Here is a 17,043-nt window from a genome sequence, read left to right on the forward strand (position 1 = left end):
CCGCTGCGGGCCTGGCCCTGGGCGGGTGCAGCGGCAATTCTCAAACGGCCCAATCCAGCACCGTTGCTGGTTCTGCGGCCACCAGTGCGACGGACGCATCTCCATCAGCGGTCACGGTCACCGCCACGGCCTCCACATCGGCGCAGTCGCCAGTCACCTCGGCACCAGCAGTGGCTCCCGGACCCGCCAGCTCAGTGTCGTCGACGCCGGGGGCGCCAGCCGCATGCCAGTCCTCGGATCTGGGAGCAAGCCTCAATTCCGGAGACGGAGGAGCAGCCGGCAGCCAGTTGCCCAATTTGGTGCTCGCGAACATCGGCACCCAGACATGCACGTTGAGGGGCTATCCCGGTGTCTCCTTCGTGGGGAACAACAACGGGACCCAGCTCGGTGCCTCCGGTGTCCAGGTGGACCAGAGCTCCGTGCAGACGGTGACCTTGGCGCCGCGTGCCGCGGCCGTCTCGCACCTGCGCATCGTGCAGGCGAGCAACTTCCCCTCCGACAAGTGCCAGCCGGCGGCCGCCGATGGCCTGCGGATCTACCCTCCTGACCAGACGGCAGCCCTGTTCGTGCAGTCCTCGAGCTTCACCGCATGCACCAATGACGCTCTGGCGCTGATCTCGGTGGGTCCGATGGAGCCATCCAGCTGACAATCGATTCCATGACCGATTCTCCCTGTCGCCCCGATGTACGGGTCTAGCCTTGTGACATGAGGACGCATACACGGAAGTCGGGTCCACTGGCGGCCGTGGCTGTCGTTGCCGCATCCCTGGTGCTGCTTGCAGCATGCACCGGAAACCCAGGTGGGAGCACACCGTCGGGCACCGGGTCGGTCGCACCGGCGGTATCCGCCGGTCCTGATTCGGCGTCGGCCACCTCATCTGCCAGCCCAACGACGTCTGCTGCGTCGACGGAGTCACCCACTGCTTCTCCGGTTTCCACGGTGCCCCAGAGCTCCACGGCCGCTGCATCGGAAAATCCGACTGCCAACGCCACCACTGCAACGCCCGGCGCTTCGGAGGTGGCCGTCGTCCAGCCTTGCACAACGGCCGTCCTGGCGGCCTCGGTTGCCGGTCCTCCGGAGGAGAGCGTCGGTACATATACGCCCAACCTTGTGCTCACCAACACAGGCGGCACCACGTGCACTCTGTGGGGTTACCCCGGGGTCTCCTTCGTGGGCCATGGCAATGGGACGCAGCTCGGCCCAGCCGGTGAGAGAGTGGATCTTGCCTCCAGGCAGTTGGTGACCCTGGAGCCCGGGGAGTCGGCGCACTCCACACTGCGCATCCTCAATTCGGGCAGGTATCCGCAGGCAATGTGCCAGTCCGAGATTGCTGATGGCTTCCGGATCTACCCGCCCGACCAGGTCAGTGCGCTGTTCGCGCCGGCGGACTACACAACTTGCGTCGGAGCCAGCATTTCTTTCCTGATGGTGGGTCCCATGGAGCCTGGCGAGAGCTGATCCGCTGCAGGCTCCCGGAATGGGGACGGAACCCTCCGCGGGTTGTTGACGGTGCCAGTGGTGCGGTGTGTGCCTGCTCGCCCAAGGGCAGCGTCCTGGTGCAGATGAGTTTCTGCGGATCCGTGGTACCAGCTGGCCACGGTCAGCGGACCGGGACGTCAGATCAGCGTTCAGGCATCCCGCAGACCGAAAGCCTCGCGGACAATCCTACGAAACTCACCGGCGGTGCGATTTCTGGTCCGCCACGGCGGTGGTACTCGGTCATCGCGGAGCGCAGCGCCCCTGCTGCGGCGCATGTTCAGTCTCAGCACATGGTCGGGGTGACAGGATTTGAACCTGCGACCTCTTCGTCCCGAACGAAGCGCGCTACCAAGCTGCGCCACACCCCGTAGGCTGAGAGCCGTCGACGAGTCTATCCCAACGGATCCCCAGTGGCGAACCGCGCCATCCGCAACAACTGCCGGCGAACCGTCACGCCTGGCGGGCGGTGAGGGTGATCAGCGTGGCCGAGGGACGGCAGAACAGCCGGTAGGGGGCGAAGGGCGAGCTGCCGATGCCCCCAGACACGTGCAGCAGGCTCTTTCTTCCGCCATGGCGCCACACACTCAGCCCCTTGGCGTGCTCGGGGCCGACATCGCAGTTCGTGATGATCGGGCGCCCATTCGGCAGGCAGACCTGCCCACCATGGGTGTGCCCGCTCAGAATCAGCGACATGCCGTCGTCTGTCATCGCGTCCAGCACGCGCCGGTAGGGAGCATGGGTGACACCGATGTTGAGATCCGCACCCGGATCGGCCGGCCCGGACACTTTGTCGTAGTGGTCCAGGTCGATGTGGGCATCCCCGGTGCCGCGCAATGCGATGCTTCTCCCCGACACATCCAGGCGCGCCCGGGCGTCATTGAGGGCGGCCCACCCGGCCGCGACCAGGCGGTGGGCCACCTCATCAGCGGGCAGCACCGACTCGGGGCCGTGCCTCTGAGGTGTGGAGTTCGCCCACAGATAGGCCGCAGGCATGCGGAAGTGCGGGCCCTCGAAGTCGTTGGAACCGAAGACGAATGCCCCGGGCAGCGCGAAAAGCGGCCCCAAGGCGTCGAAGAGCTTGTCCATCGCGTCTGCGCTCGAGAGGTGGTCGCCGGTACTGATCACCAGGTCCGGCTTCATGTCGGCCAGCTTGCGCAGGAAGGCCAGCTTCTTCTGCTGCCGCGGCATGAGGTGGATGTCGGAGATGTGCAGCAGCCGAAGCGGTGGCGCACCAGGCTTCAGAACGGCAGCATCGAGCTGTCTCAGCACGAAGGCCTGGGCTTCGATCAATGCGCCCGCGAACACGAGTGCGCCCATCCCCGCGGTGCCCTCCACCAGATGGCCGAGCAGCGGCAGCACCATGTGCTGCTTCGGCTCAGCCATTGGCGGCAGTCATGCCGGCAGGCTTGACCGTTGCCGACGATGTGGCATCCGGTGCGACTGCCACCGGTTGGTTCACCGCCGCCACGGCGGCTCCGGCGGGCGTGGCGCCGTCATCGGGTTGGTACGCGGCTCGGGCACTGGCCGTGGAAGTGGATGTGGCCGATGATCCGCCGGAACTACCTGACGTTGCCTGCAAGCCGTTGTAGTTGCTCGGCATGGTGTTCGACTTCGGCACATAGGCCTGGAATCGGGAATTCGCCGAGTTCGGAATGCGCGGCAGCTCGGCTGACATCATCGAATTCCAGATGCCACCGGACTCGGTGGTGGAATTGCCCTGCAGAACGCGGCCGCTGGCCACCCGCAGCCCGGTCAGGGTTTGGGACCGGTTGCTCCAGTAGTCGTTGCCGTTGTCCACCGAGATCATGGCGACGCCTTCCAGATCGGGGGTATAGGCGTTGAACCAGACCGCAGATTCCGTGTCGGTGCTACCAGCGGTACCTGTCTTGCCAGCCTGGTCGTAGCTGCCCTGCACTCTGCTCGCATAGCCGGTGCCACCCGGGTTCAGGACCGCCTGGAGCGTCTGGGTGACACCATCGGCCGTCACGGGATCGATCACCTGCTTGCAGTTGGCCTGGGGCACAGCCACATTCGCACCCTGGCTGTTCGTCACCGAAGCCAGGATGATGGGGTCGCAGCGCACTCCACGATTCGCGAAGGTGGCATAGGCCTGGGCCATCGACAGAGGAGTCACGTTGAGCGCACCGAGCGTGAATGAGGGGATTCGCTGATAGTCCTCCAGCGACCCACCGGTGCCCAGCTGCATTCCGGTGGCTTCGGCCATCTTGATGGCGGAGCAGATGCCCACCTGCTGCTCGAGTTGCACCCAATAGTTGTTCACCGACTGGGCCATCGCGGTGATCATGTTCATCGTCCCGGATTTCCAGGTGTTGGACACGGTCCATCCGCCACTACCGCTGCTCAGCGTGAAATTCCCCTGACAATCTTTGAAGGTCTGACCATCCCAGTTCTTCGTCGTCGGGGCGTTGTAAATGGTCTTCTCGGGTATGAAGCCCTGGTCGATTGCTGCCGCTGCGACGAATGCCTTGAACGTCGAACCTGCCTGGAAACCTGTCCCGCCGCCCAGGTCAGTTCCGACCGCGTAGTTGTAGTAGGTCTCCCCCGCAGCGTTGTTCGACCCCATCACGGGCTTGGACTGCGCCATGGCCTTGATGAGACCCGTCTTGGGATCGGTCATCACCGCGACGCTCACCACCGGATCGGTGGGCGCGATGATCTTCCCGATCGAGGTCTGGGCCGTGTCCTGGGTCTGCGGATCGATATCTGTCTTGATCGTGAGACCGCCTCGATACAGCGCGTTCTTCCGGGCGTCCTGGTCAGTTCCCAGTGACTTCATCTGGTCGCTGAGCAGCACGTTCACCGCGTACTGGCAGATGAAGGGGTACTTGGATGCGGTGCACCCGGAGTTGTTGGAGGTGACCTTGGACGCATCAAAGGGGGTCGCCTTGGCGGCATCGACCTCCTGCTGGGTGAGCTGGGGAAGGCCCTCGAACCAGACGTCCTCGGAATCCCACTTGAGCATCGTGTCGAGTACGACATTGCGCCTGGCGATGGCGGCCTCGGGATGGTTCACCGGATCGGTCTCGCTGGGGCTCTGCACCAGGCCGGCGAGCATCGCCGACTGCGCCAGGTCCAGGTCTTTGGCGTCCACACCGAAGTAGTGCCGAGCTGCTGCCTGCACGCCATAGGCTCCGTCGCCGTAATAGGCGATGTTCAGATAGCGCTCGAGAATGGCCTTCTTGGCAGCCTCCTGGGATCCGAGCTGCTTGGCCAAATTGCGCTCCAGTGCCACTGCGTAGCGCATCTCGAGCACCTTACGGCCCAGGGTGGGTGACTGGGCCTCCGCGATGGCCTGCTGGTCGTTGTTGTCCATCGCGATCTGGATGCGCACCTGTTTGATGTACTGCTGGGTGAGTGTCGATCCACCAGCGCTCACACCGCCATGCGCCACATTGCCGAGCGCAGCCCGCAGCACACCCTGGAGGTCGATGGCGCCGTTGGTGAGGAAGCGATGGTCCTCAATGGCCATCTGGGCCTTCTGCATCATCGGAGAGATCTGGTCGAGGGTGACGTACTGGCGATTCTGGTCGAAGAAAGTGGCTAGTGTCGTGCCATCGGCGAGCAGAATCTTCGACCCCTGGGACTGCTGGGGGACCGTGAGGTCCGCCGGCACATTCTGCAGATTGTCGGAAGCCGTCTTGAGTGTGCTGGTGACCACAGCCGCGTAGGGGATCGCCATGCCGGCCACGAACAACCCGCAAATGGCACTGACGATGACGAACATCGCCAGTGAATAGATTTTCGACCCACCACCCCGTGCACTCATGGCCACCAGCCTAACCGGAGCGTCTGTCAGGGCCAGGACCCCTGCCCGCTGTCACCCGAAGTCGGTTCGGTGCGAGGTATGCCCGGCAGCATCCGGTGTCTGTCGTCGGGGCATCTTGCATAAGGGTTGCGGCATCGTGGAATTCTGACTGACGCACCTGCGGTGTAGGTTGTGCCGTGATTCCGCGCGAGAGGATTTCATCATGGCTGATGGTGCCGAATTGTCACCTGAGGACTGGCCAATGGCCGCCAAGTGCCGTGGAATGAATGATGCTCTCTTTCCGGAAGGAAAAGACCAGAAGCGCGCCAAAGCGGTGTGCATGGGGTGCCCCGTGCGTCTCCAATGTCTGGCCGAGGCCCTGGACAACGCCATCGAGTGGGGCGTGTGGGGCGGTATGACCGAGCGTGAGAGGCGCCAGCTGCTGCGGCAACGTCCCGATGTGAAGTCCTGGGCCGCGGTACTCGGCGCACGTTCCTCCGGCCCGATGCCGGCTGATTCACCCGAAGTGCAGTTCTCCGATGATGTGTTCCGGCCGAAGTTGGGTCCGGAGGAGCGCAAGGACGTCGGGAGGCGGAAATGACGAGCGATGACAGACAGCAGGAGAGTGCGGTGAAGTGGGAATACTTCACCGCTCCCATTCTGAGCCACGCCAGTCAGCAGATCCTCAACAATTTCGGCGCCCAGGGCTGGGAACTGGTTCAGGTCCTGCCCACGGCCAACCCAGATTCGGTGGTCGGCTATTTCAAGCGACCCGACCCGACAACTGGACATTCCAAGTGATTCGGCTCGGCAATCGGATTTCTCAAGTGAAAGGTCAGGCATGACGCCCAGTGACAAGCTCACCGAACTCGAGATCAGCCTCCCGCCGGTGGCCACTCCTGTGGGTTCCTATCTTCCCTCGGTGCGGACCGGAGAACTCGTCTACGTTTCGGGCCAGCTGCCGCTGAGCGGCGACAAGCTCGTCACCGGCCTGGTCGGCGGTCCGGTGAGTATCGAAACCGCAGCTGCCGCAGCGCGCACGGCCTGCCTCAATGCAATTGCCGCGGCAGCGGACGCCGCAGGCGGTGTCGATGCCATCAAGGGCATCGTGAGGGTCGCCGTCTATGTGGCCAGCGCCGCTGGTTTCACCGAGCAGGCTGCCGTTGCAAATGGCGCATCGGACCTTCTCGCTGACATCTTCGGGGATGCTGGGCGGCATGTGCGCAGCGCGGTGGGAGTCGCCGTACTGCCCAAGAATGCCTGCGTTGAGGTCGAACTCACTGCCCGGCTGTGAGTGGGGCTGAAGGGAGCATTCGGATGCCCGGGTCTGGAAAGACCCCCGGGACGGCAGGGTCCGAGAAGGTCCTTGGGACGACGGGGCCTGTCCGGGCACTGCAGATCTATCGCGTTCTGCACGAGACATATCCAGATGCCGGGTGCGAGCTGGACTTCCGGAATCCCTTCGAACTGCTGATCGCCACAGTGCTGTCGGCACAGTCCACGGACAAGGGTGTCAACAAGGTGACGCCGATCCTGTTCCAGCGCTATCCCTCGCCCGAGGCGCTGGCGGGTGCCGAACTCGAAGATGTCGAGCAGATCATCCGGTCCACCGGCTTCTTCCACAACAAGGCGTCCGCGCTGCTGGGCATCGGCCAATCCTTGGTGGAGAACTTCGCCGGTCAGGTGCCCACCGGTCTCGATGAACTGACCAGCCTGCCTGGGGTGGGACGCAAGACAGCCCATGTCGTGCGCGGTCATGCCTTCGGGCTGCCGGCCATCACCACGGACACCCACGTCATCAGGCTGTCGAACAGGCTGGGTTTCGTTGCCACCAAGGTGCCGCTGAAGGTGGAGCAGGCTCTGTGTGCGCTCTTCGACCCCGAACTGTGGACCAGCGTCTCCGACACGCTCATCGTTCACGGCCGGCGCCGGTGCAATGCCAAGAAGCCAGCCTGCGGAGCCTGCCCGGTGGCGGTGCTGTGCCCAAGTTTCGGAACCGGCCCCATCGACCCGGATGAGGCCCGGCGACTGGTGAAGTCTTCGTGACCACGCCTGCTCCGCTGAGGCAGTTGGCTGCATCTTTGGCCGATCCTGCTCGCCTGGAACAGTTTTCGCGGATGCGCCCGGCAATCGGTGGTGCGGCATCGGCCGTACTGATCCTGCTGTCCGACGCAGCCGATCCCACCGTGGTCTACACCGAGCGGGCCAGAACACTGCGCCATCATGCGGGTCAGATCTCCTTTCCCGGGGGACGCACTGAAACCACCGATGAGGGCCCGGTGGAGACCGCCACGCGCGAGGCGAATGAGGAGGTTGGGCTGGACCCTGCCGCCATTCACCTTCTCGGCACTCTCCCCACTGCGTCACTGTCGGTCAGCCACTTCGATGTGATCCCTGTGGTGGCCTGGTGGCATCCGGATCGTCCGTTGCAGGCCGTCGACCCGCGCGAGGTGGCGAGCGTGCGCAGCTGGCGAGTCAGTACCCTTGCCGATCCCGCGCGCCGGCTTCGCGCCCGCCATCCTGGCCGCACGATGGGGCCGGCCTGGGAACTGGACGAGTTCTTCCTGTGGGGATTCACCGCATTCCTCACCCAGACACTGCTCAGGCTCGGCGGCTGGGAACGCGATTGGGATCACGGCAGGGTCGTCGACGTGCCGGCCCGTTTCCGTTCGGCATCACCGGCCAAGGGCAGTGGCCGGTCGGCCGGTACCGCGCGGTGATTTGTTGACGGTGGGCCGGGCTGGGACCACAGTGGACGCGTGACGCGAATCGACGTGTGGCTGTGGGCGGTGCGGATCTACAAGACCCGTTCCATGGCCACCCAGGCCGTCAAGGGCGGGCATGTGCGCTACAACGACAATCCCACCAAGCCCGCCCAGCAGCTCAAGGTGGGCGATGTCGTGATGGTGCGTCAGCCCGGCTGGGATCGCCGCTTCGAGGTCGTCCAGCTGCTCGACAAGAGAGTGGGCCACAAGCTAGCCATCGAGGCCTATCGGGATCTGTCACCCGAACGGCCGGCCTGGCTCGATGTTCCCTTTGCCCGCCGTGATCGTGGGACGGGTAGGCCCACGAAGAAGCAGCGCCGCGAGATCGACAAGCTGCGCGGCATGGAGCCGCAATAGAGATGACTCGAGGCGCTGAGACGCCGATGCCCCACCGCACGATCGCGGCAGGGGCATCGGTGTCTCAGCGAGGAATCAGCGCATCACAGACCGAGAACGGTGGCGGCCTTGGCCTTGGCGGTCACGGCATCCGGGGCGGTCACTGCGGCGGCAGCGGCCTGACGGCACTGCTCGATGGACACCTCGCCGAGTTGCAGGCCGACCGGCGGCAGAGCCGGGGCAGCCATTGACAACGAGGTGATGCCGAGCCCGGCGAGCACGCAGGCGAGCAGCGGATCGGCTGCTGCTTCGCCGCACACGCCCACGGGCTTGTTGGCCTTGAGACCGGCCTGGGCGGCCATCTGGATGAGCGAGAGGACCGCCGGCTGCCAGGGATCGTTCAGATCGGTGAGGAAGGGCGACAGTCGATCCGACGCCATCGCGTACTGCGTCAGGTCGTTGGTGCCGATGGAGAAGAACTCCACCTCCGCCAGCACCTGGTCGGCCTTGAGGGCAACCGCAGGAACCTCGACCATGACTCCGGGCCACAGGTCGCGGGTGCGGCACTGGGCAGCGAAGTTACGTGCATCGGTGACGGTGGACACCATCGGCGCCATCACCCAGACATCGATGTCGAGGCCTTTCTTGGCCTGTGCGATCGCGTCGAGCTGGTGGGTCAGAAGGTGAGGATTGTCCTTGGCCAGGCGCAGGCCACGCACACCGAGGGCGGGGTTCTCCTCGGCCTCGAAGTTGGCGAAGGCCAACGGCTTGTCCGAACCGGCGTCGAGAGTGCGGATCACGACGTGGGTGTGACCGCCACGACCGACATAGGGAGTCAGCACCGCGCGGTAGATGTCGGCCTGCTCCTGGACGCTCGGCTCCTCGGGGGCACTGAGGAAGCACAGCTCGGTGCGGAACAGTCCGACCCCCTCCGACTCGCCCTTCGCGGCCGCAGATGCAGCTTCCCCATTGCCAACATTGGCCAGCAGCTGGACGCCGTAGCCGTCACTGGTGTGGCCCGGGCCGCGCCATTGACGGACACGATTGAGGTATTCGTTGGAAGTCGCGACGGCTGTCTTGGCGGTGTCGGGATCGGGATTGGACTGGATGGTGCCGGCAGCGCCGTCCACCAGCACCGGGGTGCCGTTCTTGATCTGGCGCAGTGCCTTGCCGGCGGAGACGATGCAGGGAATGCCCAGCTGGCGAGCGATGATCGCGGTGTGGGAGGTCTTGCCGCCACCCTCGGTGACGAGAGCCACAGTCAGCTCGGGATCCAGGCCGGCGGTGTCGGCGGGTGCGAGGTCTTCTGCGAGGAGCACGATCGGGGAGGTGGGCTCGGGCACACCGGGGGCAGGCTCGCCACGCAGCTCGGCGATAAGCCTGTCTCGGATGTCCTTGAGGTCGGTGGTGCGCTCGGCATACAGACCGCCCAGGCGCTCGAACTGCGTCACCAGATTGTCGGTGGCCTGCACAACTGCCCATTCGGCGGAGTCCCCGTGCTGAATGAGCTTCTTCACCGACCGGGACAGCCCGCGATCGGCGGTGAGCTGGGCAGTGGCGGTGAGCACCTCCTTCGCATGGCCCTTCGACTTTTCTGCCTTGTTGAGCAGGTTGTCCTGCACCGTCTGCACGGCGTCGGTGAAGTTCTTGATGTCGGCGTCCTTCTCATCGTCGGCAACAGCGCCTCCGGTGGGAAGTTGGGGACGGGGCTGCACCCGGAGAACCGGAGCATAGGCGGCGCCGGCGACGACACCGGCACCGGTGATGGTGATTGAGTCAGCCAGGGGCATGTCAAGTAGTCCTTCCAGAACTATCGCGTTGCCCGGTCAGTCTCTCATGTCTGGTGCGGGGGCGGATACCGATACCTTGTTTCCAGCACCAAATGACCCCATTGGAACATCACCCTGTTGCCGCGTGTGTGAGGATGAACGCGGTGCGGCAGAATGTGCCATAAGTATCCAGAAGGAGAAACCCATGGCCAGTAAGCAAGCAGTTGTCGGTTCGTCGGTGGGCCTGCACGCGCGTCCCGCCGCGCTGATCGCCGAGAAGGCCGGCGATTTCGATGACGAAATCCTGTTGTCGATTCCGGACAGCGGCGAGGATCCCATCGACGCCGCTTCGCCTCTCATGATCATGACGCTCGGCGCAGGCAAGGGCGCGGTCGTCAAGATCGAGTCGGACAATACCGAGGCAGTCGACGCGATCGCAGCCCTCATCGAGAAGGATCTCGACAAGGAGTGACGTCTCGGCGACGCGCTTGAGGGGGACGCACCGGTCACGGTGACGTCCCCCTCAATTTGTTTGTTCCCCAAGTTGTTTGTTCGTATGCCTTGTTCAGCGGCGCCCGGTGCCTCGGTACCGGGCATCTTGCATTCAGGAATTCTTGTGTTCGGGCATTTCAGCGCTGCGGCATTTCAGGGTCCTGATGTGTCGGTACCACTGCCCAGTGATCACTGCCCAGGGGTGAGCAGAGCGAACTGCCGACATGTTGCGACTGGTATCCGGGAAAGGTGTCCGGGCGGGCGAGCAGCCCAACTGGGTCACCGTTTGGTCGCGAGGCAACCCTCAGTGACTGGTCAACGACGGGGTGACACCGGCCTGGGCGTCTTCGACTCCGGCGGAGAGCCCTGTGGTGAGCGCCTCGATGGTGGCCTTCGTCTCGGCGATGGTGGCCGTGGGCGCCTTGACCTTTTTGACCTGGGTGTAACCGATCACCGCGAGAATTCCGGCCAGAATCAGCAGAATGACGGCAAAAGTGATGAACGCGAGGGCCAGGGCGGTGAACCAGTCACGCCCGGCGATGTAGTGATAGAAGTTGGCGATTCCGAAGACTGCGGCCCACAGCACGCAATTCAGTGCGAACAGGCCGAAAATCCCGGCGCCGCTGAAAAGGCCTCCGCCCATGCCCGCATGCTTGACGGAGGAGGACATCTCGGCAGTTGCCAATTCCTTGATGTCGGAGACCATCCTGGGCAGTGTTGACTTGATGTTCGCGATGTAATCGCTGAGGCGGGGACGCTCGGCCATGATCTTTTCCTCCGTTGTCAAAGGTGAGGCAGCTCGCTTCCCAGAGCCTAACCGGTACTGAGGATGTCAGCGGTCCGGGGTGCCAGGTGGTCGAGGTGCCAGGTGGCCGGAGAATGTCCGGCGGCCACACGAGAAAATTATCCCCACGGCTGTGATGGCAGAAATGCGCCGCTCCCCGCGAGACCCGCCGGCACCGCTGCAGTGGTTCACAATCCGATGATCAGGGCATCGTCACCCAGCATGATGGGTGTGGTCATCTCGGAGTGGTCGACATAGACCCGCCAGCAGGACAATTGGTAGGGCAGCCGCAATTCGGAACCAGCCGAAGCACCGTCGTAGATGGCACCCACGGCGGCCAGCAGGCGATCGTGGTCGCGCCTGCCCAGCCGGGTCACACAGGGCTGCAGGGCGGTCATGGCGAGCAGACTGTCACGATCCACAGGTACCCAGATCCTGAAATCGCGCTGCTCCTGGTGGGGGAAGTATTTGCTGGAGCCGAGTTGTGCGGCGACCTCGGCGGCCATGTCGGAGGACATCGCGGTGGGATCGACGGTACGCATCAGGGTGATCAGACGGCGCACCCATGGCACGGAGTCATCCCTTGTCAGACAAGAGATGGCCAGCCAACCCCCGGGCTTGAGGACGCGTGCGATCTCTCCGAAGACGATCCCGGGAGCGAGCCGGTGCATCACCTGGTGGGCCAGCACCATGTCGAACTGGCATGCCGTGAATGGCATCGCCTCGGCGCGGGCGGCCGAGACGGTGATCCCCGGGACGTCGACCAAGGGCTCCAGGGATTCGGATCTCTTGTCGATGCACCACACCTGGTCACCGTGCGCTGCCAGTTTGCGGGGCAGGCCCGCGGCCGGAGTGAGCGCGAGTACCCGGTGGCCGTGCTGTTCGCCGCAGAGCCACTCCAGCGCCGCATCGGGGAAGCGAGGAGCACCGTGAGCCATGTCCGCAATCCTAAGCTCGGTCACCATGCCCAGCTGATTGGTGCGAGGGCTGATCGCGGTGTCGGCAGCCCAGGGGCGGGCGTGGGGTGCGCAGGACGTTGTCCACAGATTGCCGGCCGGCTGAAAAAATGGTGCTCGCACGGACATGGTCCGGTCATGCCAGAGATCCGATCATCCAGTCCCGGGGGGCGGCGCGCCGTTCTGAGCGATGCGCCCGGCACGGGCGGTCTGGAGCATGGGCCCGGAACCGCAATCCTCGATGATGGACGCTCCGACACCATCACGGCGCCGGAACGTGGACTTCTTCGCCGAGCCAGCGCGCCCTTCGCGACACGAAATCTGGGAGGTCCACCTGGGTCCGGACCCGACGGCTCCAGACCTGACCATGCCGGGAAGGGGCCGCTGGTCATTTGCCGGGAATCGCGACTGCTCGACATGGTCTCTGCGGCCGCGGCGAGTGTCGGGGCCGAAGTACTGGTGCGCCAGGAGGCGGCAGACATCCGTGCTCATTGGCGCTCCAGCCCGGTTGTCCTGATCGGCGCCGAATCGGCTCCGCTGGTTGCGGGCCTGGCACTGCCTGAGCGTGCCTCGGTCTTCCTGCTGAGTTCCGATGCGGACACTGCTGCGGCATGGTCGGTGCCGCTGTCGGCGGCCGTCATCCAACTGCCGCAGCATGCAGGTTTCCTGCCCTCTGTCCTCGACCAGTCGGCGAGCACGGCCGCCTCGTCGACGACGGTGCTGGATGTCATGGGCGGCAGCGGCGGGGTGGGTGCCAGCATTTTTGCAGCGGCGCTTGCACAACGCGGTGCCGCCCGCGGTGGCGGGCAGGCTGTGGCGCTGGTCGACTGCGATCCCACGGGCGGTGGGATCGATCTGCTGTTCGGCGCCGAGCAGCAACCCGGCTGGCGCTGGCACGATCTGGCCTACGCGAGTGGCACGGTGGGGGATCTCACCGGGCGGCTTCCGGTCTTCGCCGGTGTCGACATCCTGTCGATGGCGCGCACTCCGGCGGCACCCGAGTTGCCGGGTACTTCGGCATTCCGTGCTGTTCTGGAGGCATTGGCGCGAGGCCACGATGCCGTTGTGCTCGACGATCCGCAGGGCCTGGGCTGGCCAGGTTCGGGCTCGGTCACCCGAATTGTGCTGGTGGCTGCTGAAGTGCGTGCCGCGATGGCTGCCCAGGCGCGTATCAATCGTCACGGCTGGCACGATGCCGCGGTGGTGGTGCGCACCGGGCCCGGCATGAGGGTGGTGCCTGCAGTGCTGGCGCAGAGTCTTGGTCTTCGCCTCGTGGGCTGCCTGGCAACCGATCCCAGGTTCGTGGATGCGGTGGTGTCCGGTGTTCCGTTGAGTCGTGCCACGGCGCCCAGGCGATTCAGGAACCTTGATGCTGTGCTCGACGAGGTGTGTCCGGATGCGTGAGGACCAGCTGGAGGAGCTGCGCCGCTGGTTGGTGCAGAAGGGCTCCGGATGGGGCCCGCGTGAGGTGGCCACGGGGCTCGACAGTCTTGGGTTCGTCGTCTCCGATGCGGCCGTGCTGGACGCTCTGGACGTGCTCCGGCGCACCAGCATCGGGGCCGGCCCACTGGAACCGCTGATGGCCTTACCCGGCGTCACCGATGTGCTCGTCAACAGCGCCTCGGCCGTCTATGTGGACAGGGGCATGGGACTGGAACCCGTACCGGTGCAGTTCTCCGGGGACGAAGAGGTCCGGCGGCTGGCCGTGAGGCTGGCGGCTGCCGCGGGACGGCGTCTGGACGACGCCTCCCCATGGGTCGATGCGCGACTTCCCGACGGCACGCGGCTGCATGCGGTGCTGTCCTGCCTGGCTGAGCCCGGCACCTGCGTCTCGCTGCGGATCCCCTCGAGACGCACGATGACGCTCGCCCAGATGCAGCAGCAGGGCAGCCTCGACCAGCGCACCGCAGAGGTGCTCCAGGCAATGATCGCCCATCGGGTGGCCTTCCTCGTGACAGGCGGCACGGGTTCTGGGAAGACGACATTGCTGGGCGTGCTGCTCGGCCTGGTCCCGCAGACCGAGCGCATCGTCATCGTCGAGGACTCACGCGAGCTCAACCCGGAGCATCGCCATGTCGTGCGCATGGAGGGCCGGCCGGCCAATGCCGAGGGAGCAGGTTCGGTGACCATGACCCAACTGGTGCGGCAGGCATTGCGGATGCGGCCCGACCGCCTGGTGGTGGGCGAGGTCCGAGGCCCTGAACTGTGTGACCTGCTCACTGCGCTGAACACTGGCCACGAGGGCGGATGCGGCACCGTGCACGCGAATTCGGTCGCCGATGTCCCGGCCCGGCTTGAGGCTCTGGCGGCATTGGGCGGTCTGTCGAGGTCTGCCTGCCACGCGCAGATGGCTGCAGCGCTGCACGCGGTCATTCACCTGAGGCGGCGGGCCGGAGGAATCAGGGGGGTGGGCCAGATAGGCATCGTGGAGCATGGGCCCGAGGGCCTGGTCAGCATCGCAGAAGCCCTTCATGTCGACGACCAGGGGCATTCGGCACCCTCCGCCGCATGGCCGCAGCTGTGTCGGATCGCCGGGTTGGGCTCATGATTGCGGTGCTGGCTGGCGGGGCACTGGCCTGTGCGGTCCTGATGTGGTGCCAGCCAGACGGTGATCGGCGGCTGCGAAATCTGCTGAACGAGCGCAGCCACCACAGGGGTCCGGGCAGAACCGTCCTGGTGGCCGTCGGCACCGTCGCGCTGGTTGTCGCTGTGGTGCTGGTGGCGCCAGGGCTGCTGGCATGGATCGTCATCGTGGCGGTCATCGGCAGCACGCTCGCCTGGGTCACGCGTCAGCACCTGTACAGCTCACGCGCGGCACGTCAAGCCGCCCAGATCGCACAGGCCTGTCAGGTGATCGCAGCCCAGCTGCGTATCGGGCGCACACCAACGCAGGCACTGGACACTGCAGCACAGGACTGCAATGTGCTCGCCGGATGCGTCAGCGCCCAGCAGATCGGCGCGGACGTGGCTGATGTTCTGTTGGAACTGTCCACACGACCCGGATGTGCAGGATTGGCGAACCTCTCTCGTGCCTGGCGGCTTTGTGAACGCACCGGAGGTCCGCTGTCGCCGACAACCCGCCGCGTCGCGGATGCGATCAGTGCCGAGCGGCAATTGCAATCCGAGATCGCCGCAGAACTCGCGGTGCCGAGAGCCACCGGAAAACTTCTGGCCATGTTGCCGGTGGTGGGTGTCGCCATGGGATTCATGGCAGGTGGTGATCCACTATCCTTCCTCGTCTCGACGCTGCCGGGGAGAGCATGCCTGGCCGGGGCCGTGCTGTTCGCCTGCGCAGGATTGCTGTGGACGGAACTGATCGCATCCAGGGCCGTGAGGCGGCCGTGACAGGCTGGCAGCTGACGGCTGCAATCGCGCTTGTGGCTTGCCTGTGGTGTCTGTTGCCCGACCCCGGGGAAGCCCGCCTGAGTGGCCTGGCGGCGGGCGCATCCCGTGGTCCTCGCGGGCCCACCGGTGCCGGGTCGCGCAGAGCCGGCAACTGGCGCATCAGGTGGTGGGGTACCGCCGTGGCCACCTCGGCTGCCCTGGTGAGTGTGCCGTTCCCGTGGTCGCTGCCGGTCGCCGCAGCTCTCGCGCTGGCCTGCCATGTCCTGCTTGCCAGGATGGAACCCGGATCGGTGCGGCGGCGAAGGGAAAGGCTGCTGATGCAGCAACCCGAGGTGCTCGACTTGCTCTCGGCGAGTCTGGAGGCGGGTGCACCGCTACGCGGTGCGGTGTGCCAGATAGCCGAGATCGCACCGGAACCCTCGGCTCAGATGCTGCGTGAGGTCGATGCCCACGTAGGTGTCGGCTTCAGTGAAACCCAGGCATGGCAGAACTTGCGGGGCGATGCTGTGTGGGCGGAGGTGGCCCGCGATCTCGCACGCGCTGCGATGACGGGGGAAGCCGTCACCGAGATTCTGCGCGCTCGCGCGGAGGCTGCCCGCAGGGCGCGTCACAATCAACTCGCGGCGAAGGCCAGGACTGTCGGGGTGAAATCGGTCGGCCCCATGATGGTCTGTTTCCTGCCCGCCTTCATCCTGGTGGGGGTTGTACCCATCATCGCCGGCACCGTGAGCCGTTTTCTCGGATGAACTCGGTCTCTCCCGAGTTCTGCCCGGTGTTGTCCGGATGACCTTACGTGCCGCTTACCGGCCCACAGTCCGGATGTCATCCGCACCGGGCGGTTGACCTCGGGAAGGAATAGACATGACCACCCATCCGGCCACCGAAGTTTCAACAGCCACCAGCCCAGCACTGATCAAGAGCCTGACACCGACCATGCGTCCAGCACTGATCGCCAGTGCAGAACTGCCCGCACCCAGAAGGGAGGTCAGCACCTTCGTGATGGTGCCGCCATGCCCCACCGCCGTGGCCATCGGCAGGACGCGGCGGAACACGCGTCTCGCCCGTGCCCGGGAGCGCGGCATGGCCACCGCGGAATATGCGGTGGGAATCCTCGCGGCAGTGGCACTTGCCCTCGTCGTGCTGAGGATCGTCACCGACAACAGCTTCTTCAGCCGGTTGCTGAGGATCGTCCTGCAGATCCTTCAGCGGGTCGGCGGCATGATCGGTTCCTGAATTTGTGGTGGGGGGGGGGGGGGGGGGGGGGGGGGCGCCCCCCCCCCCCCCCCGCCCCCTCCGCCCACGACGGGCCGGCGGCCCCCGCGCCGAGTGCGGGGGCGCGAGTAATTGGGG

Annotated in this window: 21 protein-coding genes and 1 tRNA gene; 14 read left to right on the forward strand and 8 right to left on the reverse strand. The window is 65.4% G+C overall.

Annotated features, from left to right (window positions below; genetic code table 11):
- Positions 1-40 precede the first annotated feature (40 nt).
- Positions 41-256: a hypothetical protein gene (locus ABF648_RS06820; RefSeq protein ID WP_415631568.1), complete on the reverse strand. Its 216-nt coding sequence runs from the start codon at positions 254-256 to the stop codon at positions 41-43.
- Here ABF648_RS06820 and ABF648_RS06825 point away from each other — a divergent pair.
- Positions 195-647, forward strand: coding sequence for a DUF4232 domain-containing protein (locus ABF648_RS06825; protein ID WP_415631566.1), 453 nt, complete (start codon positions 195-197; stop codon positions 645-647). The two genes, ABF648_RS06820 and ABF648_RS06825, sit on opposite strands and share 62 nt — an antisense overlap.
- Before the next feature lie 46 nt (positions 648-693).
- Here the strand turns inward: ABF648_RS06825 and ABF648_RS06830 are convergent, their stop codons facing one another.
- A complete protein-coding gene (locus ABF648_RS06830) occupies positions 694-1,119 on the reverse strand; it encodes a hypothetical protein (protein WP_415631569.1) in 426 nt (141 codons plus the stop codon).
- On the opposite strand from ABF648_RS06830, the gene ABF648_RS06835 reads away from it, so the two are divergent.
- Positions 1,019-1,459, forward strand: a complete 441-nt coding sequence (locus ABF648_RS06835) for a DUF4232 domain-containing protein (RefSeq protein ID WP_415631567.1) — start codon at positions 1,019-1,021, stop codon at positions 1,457-1,459. The two genes, ABF648_RS06830 and ABF648_RS06835, sit on opposite strands and share 101 nt — an antisense overlap.
- Positions 1,460-1,771: 312 nt before the next feature.
- Here the strand turns inward: ABF648_RS06835 and ABF648_RS06840 are convergent.
- The 3 genes from ABF648_RS06840 to ABF648_RS06850 all read right to left on the reverse strand — a co-directional run bounded on the left by ABF648_RS06840 (position 1,772) and on the right by ABF648_RS06850 (position 5,267).
- Positions 1,772-1,848, reverse strand: a tRNA-Pro gene (locus tag ABF648_RS06840).
- Positions 1,849-1,930: 82 nt separating this feature from the next.
- The gene (locus ABF648_RS06845; RefSeq protein ID WP_415631548.1) at positions 1,931-2,863 is read right to left on the reverse strand and encodes a metallophosphoesterase; all 933 of its coding nucleotides are present in this window, start codon (positions 2,861-2,863) and stop codon (positions 1,931-1,933) included.
- Positions 2,856-5,267, reverse strand: coding sequence for a transglycosylase domain-containing protein (locus ABF648_RS06850; RefSeq protein WP_415631549.1), 2,412 nt, complete (start codon positions 5,265-5,267; stop codon positions 2,856-2,858). Before ABF648_RS06850 ends, ABF648_RS06845 begins: the two co-directional genes overlap by 8 nt.
- 202 nt (positions 5,268-5,469) lie before the next feature.
- Here ABF648_RS06850 and ABF648_RS06855 point away from each other — a divergent pair, with 202 nt between their 5' ends.
- Genes ABF648_RS06855 through ABF648_RS06880 form a run of 6 tightly spaced genes read left to right on the forward strand, consistent with a single transcriptional unit; the run spans position 5,470 to position 8,368 of the window.
- Positions 5,470-5,847: a WhiB family transcriptional regulator gene (locus ABF648_RS06855; RefSeq protein ID WP_415631550.1), complete on the forward strand. Its 378-nt coding sequence runs from the start codon at positions 5,470-5,472 to the stop codon at positions 5,845-5,847.
- Positions 5,844-6,047 carry a DUF4177 domain-containing protein gene (locus tag ABF648_RS06860; protein WP_415631551.1) on the forward strand — a complete coding sequence of 68 codons (204 nt, stop codon included), beginning with the start codon at positions 5,844-5,846 and terminating at the stop codon, positions 6,045-6,047. The genes ABF648_RS06855 and ABF648_RS06860 overlap by 4 nt, the downstream gene beginning before the upstream one ends.
- A gap of 40 nt (positions 6,048-6,087) precedes the next feature.
- Positions 6,088-6,540 (forward strand): RidA family protein, encoded by a 453-nt coding sequence (locus ABF648_RS06865; RefSeq protein WP_415631552.1) that lies wholly within the window; start codon positions 6,088-6,090, stop codon positions 6,538-6,540.
- Positions 6,541-6,563: 23 nt separating this feature from the next.
- Positions 6,564-7,292 carry an endonuclease III gene (nth, locus tag ABF648_RS06870; protein ID WP_415631553.1) on the forward strand — a complete coding sequence of 243 codons (729 nt, stop codon included), beginning with the start codon at positions 6,564-6,566 and terminating at the stop codon, positions 7,290-7,292.
- Entirely contained in the window at positions 7,289-7,966 is a 678-nt protein-coding gene (locus ABF648_RS06875; protein ID WP_415631554.1) for an NUDIX hydrolase, read from the forward strand. The genes nth and ABF648_RS06875 overlap by 4 nt, the downstream gene beginning before the upstream one ends.
- Positions 7,967-8,005: 39 nt before the next feature.
- Positions 8,006-8,368, forward strand: coding sequence for an RNA-binding S4 domain-containing protein (locus ABF648_RS06880; RefSeq protein WP_415631555.1), 363 nt, complete (start codon positions 8,006-8,008; stop codon positions 8,366-8,368).
- Between the two features lie 83 nt (positions 8,369-8,451).
- On the opposite strand, the gene ptsP is transcribed toward ABF648_RS06880, so the two are convergent.
- Positions 8,452-10,137, reverse strand: a complete 1,686-nt coding sequence (gene ptsP / locus ABF648_RS06885) for a phosphoenolpyruvate--protein phosphotransferase (RefSeq protein ID WP_415631556.1) — start codon at positions 10,135-10,137, stop codon at positions 8,452-8,454.
- Positions 10,138-10,321: 184 nt separating this feature from the next.
- Between ptsP and ABF648_RS06890 the strand changes: the two genes are divergently transcribed.
- A complete protein-coding gene (locus ABF648_RS06890; protein ID WP_415631557.1) occupies positions 10,322-10,588 on the forward strand; it encodes an HPr family phosphocarrier protein in 267 nt (88 codons plus the stop codon).
- 324 nt (positions 10,589-10,912) lie between these two features.
- Here the strand turns inward: ABF648_RS06890 and ABF648_RS06895 are convergent, their stop codons facing one another.
- Both ABF648_RS06895 and ABF648_RS06900 read right to left on the reverse strand, forming a co-directional pair.
- Positions 10,913-11,374 carry a phage holin family protein gene (locus ABF648_RS06895; RefSeq protein WP_415631558.1) on the reverse strand — a complete coding sequence of 154 codons (462 nt, stop codon included), beginning with the start codon at positions 11,372-11,374 and terminating at the stop codon, positions 10,913-10,915.
- 206 nt (positions 11,375-11,580) lie between these two features.
- The gene (locus ABF648_RS06900) at positions 11,581-12,477 is read right to left on the reverse strand and encodes a class I SAM-dependent methyltransferase (protein ID WP_415631559.1); all 897 of its coding nucleotides are present in this window, start codon (positions 12,475-12,477) and stop codon (positions 11,581-11,583) included.
- A gap of 288 nt (positions 12,478-12,765) precedes the next feature.
- Between ABF648_RS06900 and ssd the strand changes: the two genes are divergently transcribed.
- From ssd to ABF648_RS06925, 5 genes are all read left to right on the forward strand, one after another.
- Entirely contained in the window at positions 12,766-13,752 is a 987-nt protein-coding gene (gene ssd, locus ABF648_RS06905) for a septum site-determining protein Ssd (RefSeq protein ID WP_415631560.1), read from the forward strand.
- The gene (locus ABF648_RS06910) at positions 13,745-14,896 is read left to right on the forward strand and encodes a TadA family conjugal transfer-associated ATPase (protein ID WP_415631561.1); all 1,152 of its coding nucleotides are present in this window, start codon (positions 13,745-13,747) and stop codon (positions 14,894-14,896) included. Before ssd ends, ABF648_RS06910 begins: the two co-directional genes overlap by 8 nt.
- Positions 14,857-15,693, forward strand: a complete 837-nt coding sequence (locus ABF648_RS06915; RefSeq protein ID WP_415631562.1) for a type II secretion system F family protein — start codon at positions 14,857-14,859, stop codon at positions 15,691-15,693. The genes ABF648_RS06910 and ABF648_RS06915 overlap by 40 nt, the downstream gene beginning before the upstream one ends.
- Positions 15,694-15,893: 200 nt before the next feature.
- Positions 15,894-16,439 (forward strand): type II secretion system F family protein, encoded by a 546-nt coding sequence (locus ABF648_RS06920; RefSeq protein WP_415631563.1) that lies wholly within the window; start codon positions 15,894-15,896, stop codon positions 16,437-16,439.
- Between the two features lie 115 nt (positions 16,440-16,554).
- Complete coding sequence (locus ABF648_RS06925) at positions 16,555-16,926, forward strand: DUF4244 domain-containing protein (protein WP_415631564.1); 372 nt, start codon at positions 16,555-16,557, stop codon at positions 16,924-16,926.
- Positions 16,927-17,043 lie beyond the last annotated feature (117 nt).

It is taken from the genome of Propionibacterium sp. (genome assembly GCF_047719395.1).
Lineage (GTDB): Bacteria > Actinomycetota > Actinomycetes > Propionibacteriales > Propionibacteriaceae > Propionibacterium.

What these genes read in the sequence shown, in the direction of transcription:
- ABF648_RS06895 (WP_415631558.1), bottom strand. Translation starts at nt 11,374, where the DNA reads ATGGCCGAGCGTCCCCGCCTCAGCGATTACATCGCGAACATCAAGTCA.
- ABF648_RS06855 (WP_415631550.1), top strand. Translation starts at nt 5,470, where the DNA reads ATGGCTGATGGTGCCGAATTGTCACCTGAGGACTGGCCAATGGCCGCC.
- ABF648_RS06900 (WP_415631559.1), bottom strand. Translation starts at nt 12,477, where the DNA reads ATGTCCGTGCGAGCACCATTTTTTCAGCCGGCCGGCAATCTGTGGACA.
- ABF648_RS06890 (WP_415631557.1), top strand. Translation starts at nt 10,322, where the DNA reads ATGGCCAGTAAGCAAGCAGTTGTCGGTTCGTCGGTGGGCCTGCACGCG.
- ABF648_RS06850 (WP_415631549.1), bottom strand. Translation starts at nt 5,267, where the DNA reads ATGAGTGCACGGGGTGGTGGGTCGAAAATCTATTCACTGGCGATGTTC.
- nth (WP_415631553.1), top strand. Translation starts at nt 6,564, where the DNA reads ATGCCCGGGTCTGGAAAGACCCCCGGGACGGCAGGGTCCGAGAAGGTC.
- ssd (WP_415631560.1), top strand. Translation starts at nt 12,766, where the DNA reads ATGGTCTCTGCGGCCGCGGCGAGTGTCGGGGCCGAAGTACTGGTGCGC.
- ABF648_RS06910 (WP_415631561.1), top strand. Translation starts at nt 13,745, where the DNA reads ATGCGTGAGGACCAGCTGGAGGAGCTGCGCCGCTGGTTGGTGCAGAAG.
- ABF648_RS06845 (WP_415631548.1), bottom strand. Translation starts at nt 2,863, where the DNA reads ATGGCTGAGCCGAAGCAGCACATGGTGCTGCCGCTGCTCGGCCATCTG.
- ABF648_RS06865 (WP_415631552.1), top strand. Translation starts at nt 6,088, where the DNA reads ATGACGCCCAGTGACAAGCTCACCGAACTCGAGATCAGCCTCCCGCCG.
- ABF648_RS06860 (WP_415631551.1), top strand. Translation starts at nt 5,844, where the DNA reads ATGACGAGCGATGACAGACAGCAGGAGAGTGCGGTGAAGTGGGAATAC.
- ABF648_RS06915 (WP_415631562.1), top strand. Translation starts at nt 14,857, where the DNA reads ATGGCCGCAGCTGTGTCGGATCGCCGGGTTGGGCTCATGATTGCGGTG.
- ptsP (WP_415631556.1), bottom strand. Translation starts at nt 10,137, where the DNA reads ATGCCCCTGGCTGACTCAATCACCATCACCGGTGCCGGTGTCGTCGCC.
- ABF648_RS06925 (WP_415631564.1), top strand. Translation starts at nt 16,555, where the DNA reads ATGACCACCCATCCGGCCACCGAAGTTTCAACAGCCACCAGCCCAGCA.